We start from the raw sequence: 12116 nt of genomic DNA on the forward strand, positions 1-12116 counted from the left end.
TTTCACCAGCGCTCAATGCGTCACGGCGGCCAACAGTTTCGTCGCGATTGCCGCGAAGGCATCGCTGTCCGGACCCGCGCCGGCGGCGGGCGGGCGGCCGGCGTCGGATTCCTCGCCGATAGCGATCGACAACGGCAAGCGTCCCAGAAAAGGCACGCCCATTTCCGCCGCCGCCGCCTCGGCGCCGCCGGTGCCGAAAGGATGCGAAGCCTCGCCGCAATGCGGGCAGGCATAGGTCGCCATATTCTCGATGATCCCCAGCACGGGCACGCTCATCTTGTTGAACAGGTCGACCGCGCGCCGCGCGTCGATCAGTGACAGGTCTTGCGGGGTCGATACGATGACGGCCCCGGCGGGCCGCGATTTTTGAATGAGCGACAACTGCACGTCGCCGGTCCCGGGCGGCAGGTCGACCAGCAGCAACTCGGCGTCCGACCAATCGGCTTCCACCAGCTTGGCGAGCGCGCCCGTGGCCATCGGCCCGCGCCAGGCCAGCGCGTGACCGGGCGATACCAACTGGCCCAAGGACAGGAACTTGAGGCCGTGCGCGCTGACCGGGATCAGCTGGTCGTTTTCCGCCGTCGGCTTGGCATCGGTGCCGAGCAGGGTCGGCTGCGATGGGCCATAGACGTCGGCGTCGATCAGTCCGACCTTCTTGCCCATCCGCGCCAGCGCCACGGCGAGGTTGGCGGAGACGGTCGACTTGCCGACGCCGCCCTTGCCGCTGCCGATCGCGATGAGGGTGCGGCTCGGCTGGGCGGCGGTCAGCGCGACGCGTGCCTCGGTCACGCCGGCCTGCGCAAGCGCTGCGGTACGGAGGTCGTCCTCCAGCGATTTTGCCTCGCTTTGGCTGAGGCCGCTGGCGTCGGCGATGATCGTCGCGACCCCGTCCGCGACGCGGTGCGAACGGATGCGCTCAGGGTGGGGGAGGGCGGCTCGATCGCTCACCGGGCGGGAGATAAGCGCCAACTTGCGGCTTGCCACTGTTTTTCGCGCTTTGGCCTTCCTATAGTTGTCAGCGATGAACATTCTCATGGGGTGGGGCGGGCGCATTCGCGGCCTGTTCGCCGACAATAAGGGTCCCTGGGGACCGACTGAGGACGGTGGTTCCAGCGAACCGCCGTCGAGCGAGGACAAGGGAGGCCCCTGGGGCGGCCCGTCCAATCCCCCGCGCCGCCGCCGTGGTTCGCTCAACACGCCGGGTAACGTCACATCGTTCGACGATTTCGTGCAGCGCAGCCGTGCCCGCTTTGGCGGCGGCGGCGGTGCCGGAGGTGGAGGCTTTGGGCGCCCCGACCGGCCGCTGATCACCTGGGCCATCATCGCCTTCGTGGTGGCTTGGCTATTGTTCACCTCGATGCATGTGATCTCGCCGGGGCAGCGCGGGGTCGTGACGCAATTCGGGCGCTACAGCCATACGCTCGGCCCCGGCGTCGGCTTCACCATGCCTTCGCCGATCAACCGCGTGAACAAGATCGATGTCGAAAACATCCGCAACATCGATCTCGGCGCGTCCAACACCGAAACCTTGATGCTGACTGGCGACCAGAACATTATCGACATCGCTTATTCGGTGCGCTGGAACATCCGCGATCCGGAGCAATATCTGTTCGAGCTCGCACAGCCGGACGAGACCATCCGCGAGGTCGCCGAAAGCGCGATGCGCGCGGTCGTCGCCCGGGTCACGCTCGACCAGGCGATGGGCGAATCGCGCGGCCTTATCGAATCACAGGTGCAGGAAGTGATGCAGCGCGTGCTCGATGCCTATGGCGCGGGCATTTCGATCCAGGGCGTGGCGATCAAGCAGGCCGATCCGCCGGCCGCGGTCAACGAGGCGTTCAAGGATGTGACCGCTGCCCAGCAGCAGGCGCAAAGCTACATCAACCAGGCCAATGCCTATGCCACTCAGCTGACCCAGAAAGCCCAGGGCGAGGCCGCGGCGTTCGACAAGGTGTATGAGGAATATCGCCTGGCGCCCGAAGTCACGCGCCGCCGGATGTATTATGAAACGATGGAGCGCGTGCTCAAGAAGGTCGACAAGACGATCGTCGAAACGCCGGGCGTGACGCCCTATCTGCCGCTGCCGCAAGTCCAGAAGTCGCAGCCGCAAGGGGCCAATCAATGATCGCTTTCCTTCGCGCTCGTCCAATGGTCGCCGGCGTCACGGCACTGCTGCTGCTGTTCATTCTGTTCAGCAGCTTCCTCATCGTTCCGGAAACCAAGCAGGCCGTCATCGTCCGCTTCGGCAAGCCCGACCGCATCCTCGGCAACACCACCGCCGGAATCAACTGGCGCATTCCCTTCGCGGAAAACGTGGTGTGGATCGACAAGCGAGTCCTCGACGTCGACATGGACCGTCAGCAGGTTCTGTCGACCGACCAGCGCCGGCTCGAGGTCGACGCCTTTGCCCGCTACCGCATCGTCGATCCGCTGCGCATGTACATCAGCGCGCGGAGTGAGGACCGGGTCAGCGATGCGCTGCGCCCGATCCTCGGTTCGGAACTCCGCAATGAGCTTGGCAAGCGCCGCTTCGCCGAACTCCTGTCGCCCGAACGCCAGGGCGTGATGGAAAATGTCCGCCGCGGGCTCGATCGTGTCGCGCGGCAATATGGCGCGGAAATCATCGATGTGCGCATCAAGAAGGCGGATCTGCCCGACGGCACCCCGCTCCAGTCCGCGTTCGACCGGATGCGCACCGATCGCGAGCAGGAAGCGCGGTCGATCCGTGCCGAAGGCGCCAAGCGGGCGCAGATCATTCGCGCGGAATCGGATGCCGAAGCGGCACGTGTCTATGCCCAGAGTTTCGGCAAGGACGCCGATTTCTACGAATTCTATCGCGCGATGCAGTCGTACGAGACGACGTTCATCGGCGATGGAAATGAGCGGCCAGGGGCGACTACCATCATTTTGTCGCCGGATAACGACTTCCTGAAGGAATTCTCTGGACGTTCGCGCTGATCGAGCTGTTCAAAGAGCGTTCAGTCCGCGGCGACATATCCCATTGCGTCCAGCCCAAATTGATGGAGTATCGAACTTGTCGAAGGAGTCCGGAAAAGTGCGCTACGCCTATGGGGTCGCCATGGCCCTGCTGCTTGGGGGACGACATTTTCGCTAGCGACGGGTGAAGCTGGCGCGCAGGTCGCGCAGAATGCGCCGGCCAACATGGCGCCGCGCGGTGCGCCGATGTCCTTCGCCGATCTGTCAGCGCGGCTGCAGCCGGCGGTCGTCAACATTTCGACCAAGCAGCGGGTGCCTGTCCGCACGCAAAGCGATCCGTTCGAGGAATTCTTCCGCCGCTTCGATCCGACCCAGCCGCCCGGCGGTCAGTCGCCGGGGCCGGGCGGTCAGGGCCAGGGCCAGGGTCGCACGCGCGAAACTGGCTCGCTTGGATCGGGCTTCATCATTTCCGCCGACGGCTATGTCGTCACCAACAACCACCTGATCCAGGGCGCCGGCGGCCAGGGCACGGTCGATACCGTTACCGTCACGCTTCCCGACCGCCGCGAATTCACCGCGCGCATCGTTGGCCGCGACGCGACGTCGGACCTTGCCGTGCTCAAGATCGACGGCCGCAACCTGCCGTTCGTGCAATGGGGCGACAGCGCCCGCGCGCGGGTCGGCGACTGGGTGCTTGCGATCGGCAATCCCTACGGCCTTGGCGGCACCGTCACCGCGGGCATCATTTCCGCGCTGCACCGCGGAATCACCGGTGTCGGGGCGTACGACCGCTACATCCAGACGGACGCGTCCATCAACATGGGCAATAGCGGCGGTCCGATGTTCGACCTCAACGGCAACGTCATTGGCGTCAATTCGGCGCTGATCTCGCCGACTGGCGCGTCGGTGGGCATCGGCCTCGCCATTCCGGCCGAGCTTGCCAAGCCGGTGATTGATTCGCTGATGCGCGGCCAGCGCCCGCAGCGTGGGTATCTCGGCGTCGGTCTTCAGCCGCTCGACGAAAGCCTCGCCCCGTCGCTCGGCTTGCCCAAGGATACGGGTGAAATCGTGCGCTCGGTCGTGCCCGATGGCCCGGCTGCCCGTGCCGGCCTGCAGCAAGGCGATGTCATCCTCCGCGTCGGCGGCAAGGCCGTCTCGCCCGAGGAAACCGTGTCCTACCTGATCGCCAACACGCCGGTCGGCTCGCGCGTGCCGCTCGACATCATTCGCGGCGGACGTCGACAGACTGTAACCGTCACCGTCGGCCAGCGCCCGACCGAAGAGCAGCTGGCGCAGATCGGCGGCGGCGGAGCGACACCGCCAGGCGGGACCGCGCCGGGCACGGTGACACCGCAACGCGCGCTGGGCCTGGGCCTTGCCGCGCTCACCCCCGAACTGGCGCGCGCGGCCAATCTTCCGGCAGATGCGCGCGGCGTGATCGTCACCGCGGTCGAGCCCGGCAGCGATGCCGCCGAGGAAGGACTGCAGCGCGGCGACCTGATCGTTTCGATCAACAACACGCCGGTGCGCGCGCCGTCGGATGTCGTCGCCGCGGTGGAAACGGCGCGCCGTGCGGGCCGCAGCAGCGTGCTGCTGCTGGTTCGGCGCGGGAACGGGCCGGAAGGCTTCTTCGGGATCGACATTAGCGGGCGCTGACGCGACGCTTCTCTAGGTTTGGCTTGCGCTTGGGCGCCTCGTCGGCAAAGTGGGCCGGCGAGGTGACCGGCATATGAGCGACACTGGGATTTTCATCGGCGCGGCCAGCGGCGGCGCCAACCCCCAGCAACTCGAACTCACGCGCGCCAACCGCCACGGCCTCATCGCCGGCGCCACCGGCACCGGCAAGACCGTTACGCTCCAGGGCATCGTCGAAGGCTTTTCCGCGGTTGGCGTTCCGACGTTCGTTGCCGACGTGAAGGGCGACCTCGCCGGGCTGGCGATGGCCGGGTCCCCCACATCCAAGACGCACGAGATCTTCGCCGCGCGCGCGCAGGACATTGGTTACGCCGGCTGGCAATATTGCGATTCGCCGGTGCAGCTATGGGATTTGTTTGGGGAGCAGGGGCACCCCATCCGCACCACCGCGACCGAGATGGGGCCGCTGCTGCTTGCGCGGCTGATGAACCTCAACGAGGTCCAGGAAGGCGTGCTGACGATCGCCTTTCACGTCGCCGACAAGGAAGGCTTGACGCTGGTCGATCTCGACGACCTGCAGGCGATGCTCGTCAACGTCGGGGAGCGGGCGGACGAATTGACGCTTGAGTACGGTAATGTGTCGAAGCCGTCGGTCGGCGCGATCCAGCGCTCGCTGCTGCAACTGCGCAGCCAGGGTGGCGACCATTTCTTCGGCGAACCAGCACTTGAGCTCGAGGACTTCCTCAAGATCGACGACAGCGCGCGCGGGGTGGTCAACATCCTCGCCGCGGACAAGTTGATGGCGTCCCCGCGCCTCTATTCGACCTTCCTGCTGTGGCTGCTGTCCGAACTGTTCGAGCAGCTTCCCGAGATCGGCGACGTGCCCAAGCCCAAGCTCTGCTTCTTCTTCGATGAAGCGCATCTGCTGTTCAACGACGCGCCCCCGGCGCTGACCGAAAAGGTCGAGCAGGTCGTGCGCCTCATCCGCTCCAAGGGTGTCGGCGTCTATTTCATCACGCAAAACCCGATCGATATTCCGGACACGGTCGCCGCGCAGCTCAACAACCGCATCCAGCACAAGCTCAACGCCTTCACCCCGCGCGACCAGCAGGCGGTGCGCGCCGCCGCCGACACCTTCCGCCCCAATCCCGAGATCGACGTCCCCAGCGCGATCACCGAGCTCAAGATTGGCGAGGCCTTGGTCTCTCTACTGCAGCCCGATGGCTCGCCCTCGCCGGTGCAGCGGACATTGATCAAGCCGCCCTCGTCACGTGTCGGCCCGCTGACCGATCAAGAGCGGCAGGTTCTGCTCAGCACCGACGAGATCGGCAACCGCTACGATGCAGCGCTTGACCGCGATTCCGCGCAGGAGATGCTCGCCGCGAAGTCGGCCGAGGCTGCTGCGGCGAGCGCGGCGGCGCAGGCCAAGACCGATGCCGACCGCCAGGCGGCCGAGCAGGCCAAGGCTGACGCCGCGGCCGAACGCGAGCGCCTGAAGCTTCAGCGCGAGCAGGAGCGGCTCGACGCGCAACGCCAGCGCCAGCAGGATCAGGCCGATGCCCGGGCCCGGCGCGAGGCGGCTAAGCCGTCGATGACCGACAAGGTGATTCAATCGGCAACGCGCGCCGCCGCAAGCTCGGTTGGGCGCCAACTCGGCAACCAGATCCTGCGCGGGATCCTCGGCGGCTTGTTCCGCGGTCGCTGACGGGAAAGCACCTGTGGCCAGGAATAAGTCTTGCGAACTCATCGAAGCGCTCGAAGCCGAATGGCGCGACGCTTTATGCAGCAAGGACCTCGATCGGCTGCGGACCTTGGTCCATCCCGACTTCACCTTGATCGGGACGCGGTCGAGTGGGCCGTTCATGATGCACCGCGACGAATGGCTCGACGCGATCGAGCGCCGCGATGTGCATGACATCGACCTGGTCGTTCGGGACGCGACGGTGCTCGATCACGTCATGATCGGGACGGTGCAAGCCAAATGGCGGCTGAAATATCTCAATCGCGTGATTGAGGATTGCGTGCTGCTGACCGACGTCTGGGTGCTCGACGAGGGCCGTTGGCGCGCATTGCGGCGCCACTCCACCCCGGCGCCGGGAGGGGATTGGGGCTAAGAAAGGCCGATCATGGCAACAGACGTTCGAATCCTGCGGCCGCGGGATGACATCAATGAGCTGACGCTGCGCGGGATCGTCCTTGGCGCGCTCATCACCCTTGTGTTCACCGCCGCCAATGTCTATCTCGGGCTTCGCGCCGGCCTCACCTTTGCGACCTCGATCCCCGCCGCGGTGATCTCGATGGCCGTGTTGAAGGCGTTTCGGGATACGACCATTCAGGAAAACAACATCGTCCAGACGATCGCCTCGTCGGCGGGGACGCTGAGCGCGATCGTCTTCGTCCTTCCTGGCCTGATCATGGTCGGCTGGTGGACCGGCTTTCCGTACTGGCTGTCGGTCGCGGTGATTGCGATCGGCGGAATCCTTGGCGTGATGTACTCGGTGCCCCTGCGCCGTGCCCTTGTGACAGGTTCGACGCTGCCTTACCCCGAGGGCGTCGCCGCCGCGGAGGTTCTCAAGGTCGGCGCTGCGGTCGGCGGAGCAGAAGAGAATAAGCGGGGCCTCTCGGCCATCTCGCTCGGCGCGGCGGTTGCGTCCGGCTACGTGCTGCTCGCCAAGATGCGCTTCTTCGCGGAGGAAGCCTCGACGACCTTCCGCATCGGCACCGGGGCGACGACGCTCACCGCCGGCCTGTCGTTGGCGTATATTGGCGTCGGCCACTTGATCGGACTTGCAGTTGGTCTGGCGATGCTCGCCGGCGTCATCGTCGGCTACCTCATCCTGCTGCCGATCTTCACCGCCGGTGGGTCGCCGCCCGGGATTGAACTTGGCGATTTCGTCGCGACCATCTTTCGCGAAAAGGTCCGCCTGGTTGGCGCCGGGACAATCGGCGTGGCTGCAATTTGGACTCTGCTGAAGGTTCTTGGTCCGATCACGCGTGGCCTCAAGGACGCGCTCGCCGCCAACCGGGCCCGCCGCGAAGCCGGCAATGCGAGCCTACCGATCACCGAGCGCGACCTGCCGATCACCATCGTCGGCGGCACCATCCTGCTGTCGATGGTGCCGATCGCGGCGTTGCTCGCGGCTTTCGGCAATGTTGCGCCGATCTCTGGAGCGGCGACGAGCACGCTGATCGTCAGTGTTCTCTACATCCTTGTTGCAGGCGTGCTGATCGCTGCGGTGTGCGGCTACATGGCGGGCCTCATTGGCGCCTCCAACAGTCCGATCTCCGGGGTCGGAATCCTCGCCGTTCTGGGTATTTCTCTATTGCTGGCCGCATTGTTCCCGGCAGTCGACGGCGATTCAACCCAGGCGCTGATCGCATTTGCGCTGTTCGTCACTGCGCTGGTGTTCGGCATTGCGACCATCTCCAACGACAATCTCCAGGACTTGAAGACCGGTCAGCTGGTGGCCGCTACGCCGTGGCGGCAGCAGGTGTCGCTGGTGCTGGGCGTGATCTTCGGCGCATTGGTCATTCCGCCGGTGCTGAACCTTTTGAACGAGACGTTCGGTTTTGCCGGTGCACCCGGTGCCGGCGAGGGTGCCCTGGCGGCGCCGCAGGCCGCGTTAATTTCGACCATCGCGCAAGGCGTTCTCGGCCGCACGCTGGCGTGGGACCTGATCGGGATCGGGGCCGCGCTCGGCGTGCTTACCATCTTGGTCGATGAAGTGCTTCGCCGGGGCAAGCGCGCGTCGCTTCCGCCGCTGGCAGTCGGCATGGGAATCTATCTGCCGTTTGCGGTTACGGCGCTGATCATCGTCGGTGCGGTACTCGGCCACATCTACAACCGCTGGGCCGCGCGGCAGCCGAACCCGGGCTTTGCCGAACGCATGGGTGTGCTTGCCGCGACCGGCCTGATCGTCGGCGACAGCTTGTTCAACGTCGTGTTTGCCGGTCTTGTCGCGGGGTCGGACAACCCCGAAGTGCTGGCCCTCATCGAGGTTGGGCCGTGGCAGATGCCCGTCGGGATTCTCGTCTTCGCGGGGGCGATCGTCGGCCTCTATGGGTGGACCCGCCGCCGCGCCGCGGAGCCGCTACCCGCCTAGCCCCGCCCGCGGTAGGGCGCGACCCCTTGGTCGGGGAGCCACAGCCCATCGGGCGCCGGGCCGCTCTGCCAGAAGACGTCGATCGGCATTCCGCCGCGGGGATACCAATAGCCGCCGACGCGCAGCCACTTGGGCTTCATCTCCTCGGCGAGCCGCTGGCCGATGCCGACGGTCACATCTTCGTGGAACCCGCAATGGTTGCGGAAGCTGCCCAGGAACAGCTTCAGGCTCTTGCTTTCGACGATCGTCGCGTCCGGGGCATAGTCGATCACGAGGTGCGCAAAGTCGGGCTGGCCGGTGACGGGGCACAGCGAGGTGAACTCCGGCGCCGCGAAGCGCACCAGGTAAAGCGCGCCGCGCCGCGGGTTCGGGACGTAGTCCAGCACCGCCGCGTCCGGCGAAGCAGGCAGCGCTGAGGATTTGCCGAGGTGGGTCGTTTCAACCATGCGCTGCAACTAGCAGGGGCGACCCCTGCCGCCTATCCTGTGCACATGGACTCGCTCGTTTCCACCGAATGGCTGGCGCAGCATCTTGCTGACTTGGACCTGCGGGTCGTCGATTCCAGCTGGCACATGCCGGCGACGGGGCGCAGCGGCCGGGACGAATATCGTGCAGCCCACATTCCCGGCGCGGTGTTCCTGGACATCGATGCGCTGTCCGACAGATCCCATCCCGCGCCACATATGCTGCCGGCCGCCGAAGACTTCGGTGCGGCGATGGGGCGGCTGGGGATCGGCGCGGGCGACCGCATCGTGGTGTACGACAATTCGCCGCTGCGGACGGCGGCGCGGGGCTGGTTCATGCTTCGCCATTTCGGCGCCAGTGACGTCGCAATCCTCGACGGCGGGATGCAGAAATGGGTTGCCGAGGGTCGGACGGTCGAGGGCGGCGACCCCACGGCTCGAGCGGCGCGGTTCGAAGCGGTGGTGCGGCCCGATGTCGTCGCCAAGGCCGAGGTCCCAAGTGCAGCGGCGCTGCTCGACGCCAGGGGCAAGGCGCGCTTCGAGGGGAGCGAGCCCGACCCGCGGCCCGGGGTTGCGCCGGGCCATGTCCCTGAAGCGCGGAACCTGCCGTATGCCGCGCTGTACAATGACGACGGGACGTTCAAGCCGGTCGCGGAGCTTCGCCGCCTGTTCGCCGAAGCGGGGGTCGACCCGGCGGCGCCGTTCGTCGCCAGCTGCGGTTCGGGGGTTACGGCCAACAGCCTGATCTTTGCGGCGCACTTGCTCGGCAACGATTCGGCCAAGCTTTATGACGGCAGCTGGAGCGAGTGGGGCAGTGATCCCGAGACGCCCAAGGCGCTCGGCCCGGCTTAAGCGAGGACGACCCGCGCCACCTCGGCGAGTTCGCGGCGGATCTGGTCGACCAGCTCGCGGCTGGCTTCGGCATGGGGCATGCGGCCCGCTTCGCGTTCGACCAGCAGCGCCTCGACCCCGGCAGCGGTGGCGCCGACGATGCGGCTGGAGCGGGCATCGAAGCAGCGCTGCTTCGCTGGCCCCGCCTCATCCCACACCGCGGCGATCTTGGCGTCCTGGTCGAGGTCCGGGGCGGGGCCACCGGCGTGGTTGTCGACCAGGCGCAGGGCATGGCGGATGCTTGCCAGCCGCGACACGGCCTCGGCGTACGGCTCGGGGCGAGGTTGCGGGGCGAAATCCGGGACCAGGTGCAGCATTGCTCCGGGCTAACCGCCGCAGGGTTAGGAATTTGTGAATCCTCGGCGAAGAACCCCTCCACCGCCTTCGGCGGTCCCCCTCCCCTGCAACTGCAGGGAGGGATGTTTTACGCGCCGCTGTTTGCGTCGATGTCGCGCAGGATCCAGCCGCGCTGGGGGATCGTTTCGATGAATTCGGCGCCGCCACTGGCATTGCGCAATTTCTTGCGCAGCTTGGAAATGAAGACGTCGATGATCTTGGGCTGCGGCTGGTCGTCGGCGCGGCGGTAGAGGTGCTTCAAGAGCATTGCGCGGGTGACGACATTGTTGCGCGCGAAGGCGAGCAATTCGAGCACGCGATATTCCATTTCGGTGATGCCGATCGGATGCCCGTCGATGCGGATCAGCCGCTGCACCTGGTCGACCGCGAGGCGGCCGCCGCACAGGGTGGGCGGCATGTCGCCGCCGCTGGCCTTGAGCGAGGCGAGCAGACGCGAGGCCGCTTCTTCGCTGTCTTCGGGCGACATGCTGCGCGGGCTGCCGATCAGCGCCTGCTGAAGCTCGCCCAGGATCTTGTGGGCTTCATCAACCAGGCGGGTGCCCTCCTCGAACCGACGGCGCGAGCGGTCGAGCATGGATTCGACTTCGACGAGCCGTGCGGAAACCGTATCTTGAGCCATGGCGACGGAGCCCCCGCTCTCGTGCTTACTGCTGAATCTGGGCCGAGGCGACCTCGGAATTGCTTTCCGGCACCGCCAGGATCGACAGCGTCACCGGGCCCTTGTCGACGATACGCGTATCGGGGTCCCAGGCTGTCGAGCGAATGCCGATCTGCGCGCTGTCGCGTCCGGCCTGGTCGAGCAAGCTCATTTCGCCCATGCTGCGCGGCGCGGGGCCGCCGAAGATGGCGTCGATCGCCTGCTGCTGGACATCGTTGGTGGTGGTCACCGTTCCGGCGACCGGCGGCGCCAGCGTGTAATCGGGCGGAATGATCAGCGGCGCGTTGCGGGCGACAGCGAATTCGTCCGGCGCGGCCTGGCGGCCGGTGAGCGACGCGCAGCCCGCGGTCGAGATCGCGGCGGCGCCCAGAACGAGGGCGGAAAAGGCATTACGCATGTTCGGCAGTCTCCTTGGCGCCCTCTTTACGGGTGAGGAACGCGCGCAGCAACAATATCACAACGGCGATGCTGATCGCAGCATCGGCGACGTTGAAGACGAGGAAGGGACGAAAGTCCCCGAAGTGAAGATCGGCGAAATCGACCACGAAGCTGTGGCGGATGCGATCGAGGATGTTGCCCAGCGCGCCGCCGAGCACCAGCCCGAGCGCGGCCTGGTCGATGCGGTTCTTTTCCCGTCCGATCCAGATGGCGACGCCGACCGCGATCGCGCTGGTCAGCGCGACCAGCATCCAGCGGCCGACCTCGTTGGTGGCGTTCAGCAGGCCGAGCGAGATGCCGTTGTTCTCGACATAGGTGAGCGCAAAGATGGGTAGGATGACGAGCTGGTCGCCAAGCTGGTCGATGCCGAGCGGACCGGTGACGATCCATTTGGTCAGCTGGTCGAAGGCGAACACCGCGAAGGCGACCGCGAACCCGAGGCGATAGCGGGTCATGGGCGGCCCCCGCCAAAGGTCACAAAGGTCGCGTCCAAGCGCATGTGCGGTACTGCGGCTACGGTCGGGAACAGCGCGCTTTCGGCGCGCAAATGTGTGACCTTCGCGATATTCGATTCAGCCATCGGGCGACGTTGCACATTTGCCTCGCTGTAGGACAGGATTTTGTTAGGAGAGC

Annotated in this window: 13 protein-coding genes; 7 read left to right on the forward strand and 6 right to left on the reverse strand. The window is 66.2% G+C overall.

Annotated features, from left to right (window positions below; all coding sequences use genetic code 11):
• Nucleotides 1–12: 12 nt before the first annotated feature.
• Entirely contained in the window at nt 13–984 is a 972-nt protein-coding gene (locus H9L13_RS04060; RefSeq protein ID WP_425326492.1) for an Mrp/NBP35 family ATP-binding protein, read from the reverse strand.
• A 37-nt stretch (nt 985–1021) separates the two neighbouring features.
• Between H9L13_RS04060 and hflK the strand changes: the two genes are divergently transcribed.
• The 6 genes from hflK (at nt 1022) to H9L13_RS04090 (ending at nt 8675) form a co-directional block, all read left to right on the forward strand.
• Nucleotides 1022–2125 (forward strand): FtsH protease activity modulator HflK, encoded by a 1104-nt coding sequence (gene hflK, locus H9L13_RS04065; protein ID WP_187539255.1) that lies wholly within the window; start codon nt 1022–1024, stop codon nt 2123–2125.
• Nucleotides 2122–2958, forward strand: a complete 837-nt coding sequence (gene hflC, locus H9L13_RS04070) for a protease modulator HflC (RefSeq protein WP_187539257.1) — start codon at nt 2122–2124, stop codon at nt 2956–2958. Before hflK ends, hflC begins: the two co-directional genes overlap by 4 nt.
• A 204-nt stretch (nt 2959–3162) precedes the next feature.
• Nucleotides 3163–4593, forward strand: coding sequence for a Do family serine endopeptidase (locus H9L13_RS04075; RefSeq protein WP_342354488.1), 1431 nt, complete (start codon nt 3163–3165; stop codon nt 4591–4593).
• A gap of 73 nt (nt 4594–4666) precedes the next feature.
• A complete protein-coding gene (locus tag H9L13_RS04080; RefSeq protein ID WP_187539259.1) occupies nt 4667–6277 on the forward strand; it encodes a helicase HerA-like domain-containing protein in 1611 nt (536 codons plus the stop codon).
• 13 nt (nt 6278–6290) lie between these two features.
• Entirely contained in the window at nt 6291–6686 is a 396-nt protein-coding gene (locus H9L13_RS04085) for a nuclear transport factor 2 family protein (RefSeq protein ID WP_187539261.1), read from the forward strand.
• 12 nt (nt 6687–6698) lie between these two features.
• Complete coding sequence (locus tag H9L13_RS04090) at nt 6699–8675, forward strand: OPT family oligopeptide transporter (protein WP_187539263.1); 1977 nt, start codon at nt 6699–6701, stop codon at nt 8673–8675.
• On the opposite strand, the gene queF is transcribed toward H9L13_RS04090, so the two are convergent.
• A complete protein-coding gene (gene queF / locus H9L13_RS04095; RefSeq protein ID WP_187539265.1) occupies nt 8672–9121 on the reverse strand; it encodes a preQ(1) synthase in 450 nt (149 codons plus the stop codon). The genes H9L13_RS04090 and queF overlap by 4 nt on opposite strands.
• 45 nt (nt 9122–9166) lie before the next feature.
• Here queF and sseA point away from each other — a divergent pair, with 45 nt between their 5' ends.
• The gene (gene sseA / locus H9L13_RS04100) at nt 9167–9991 is read left to right on the forward strand and encodes a 3-mercaptopyruvate sulfurtransferase (protein WP_187540129.1); all 825 of its coding nucleotides are present in this window, start codon (nt 9167–9169) and stop codon (nt 9989–9991) included.
• Here the strand turns inward: sseA and H9L13_RS04105 are convergent.
• The 4 genes from H9L13_RS04105 to lspA form a co-directional block, all read right to left on the reverse strand.
• Nucleotides 9988–10347: a hypothetical protein gene (locus H9L13_RS04105; RefSeq protein ID WP_187539267.1), complete on the reverse strand. Its 360-nt coding sequence runs from the start codon at nt 10345–10347 to the stop codon at nt 9988–9990. The genes sseA and H9L13_RS04105 overlap by 4 nt on opposite strands.
• Before the next feature lie 107 nt (nt 10348–10454).
• On the reverse strand, nt 10455–11006 hold the full coding sequence (locus H9L13_RS04110; protein WP_187539269.1) for a winged helix-turn-helix domain-containing protein: 552 nt from the start codon (nt 11004–11006) through the stop codon (nt 10455–10457).
• A gap of 25 nt (nt 11007–11031) precedes the next feature.
• Nucleotides 11032–11442: a DUF3035 domain-containing protein gene (locus H9L13_RS04115; protein WP_187539271.1), complete on the reverse strand. Its 411-nt coding sequence runs from the start codon at nt 11440–11442 to the stop codon at nt 11032–11034.
• On the reverse strand, nt 11435–11938 hold the full coding sequence (gene lspA, locus H9L13_RS04120) for a signal peptidase II (protein WP_187539272.1): 504 nt from the start codon (nt 11936–11938) through the stop codon (nt 11435–11437). The genes H9L13_RS04115 and lspA overlap by 8 nt, the downstream gene beginning before the upstream one ends.
• Nucleotides 11939–12116: the final 178 nt, after the last annotated feature.

The organism is Sphingomonas lutea (assembly GCF_014396785.1).
Lineage (GTDB): Bacteria > Pseudomonadota > Alphaproteobacteria > Sphingomonadales > Sphingomonadaceae > Sphingomicrobium > Sphingomicrobium luteum.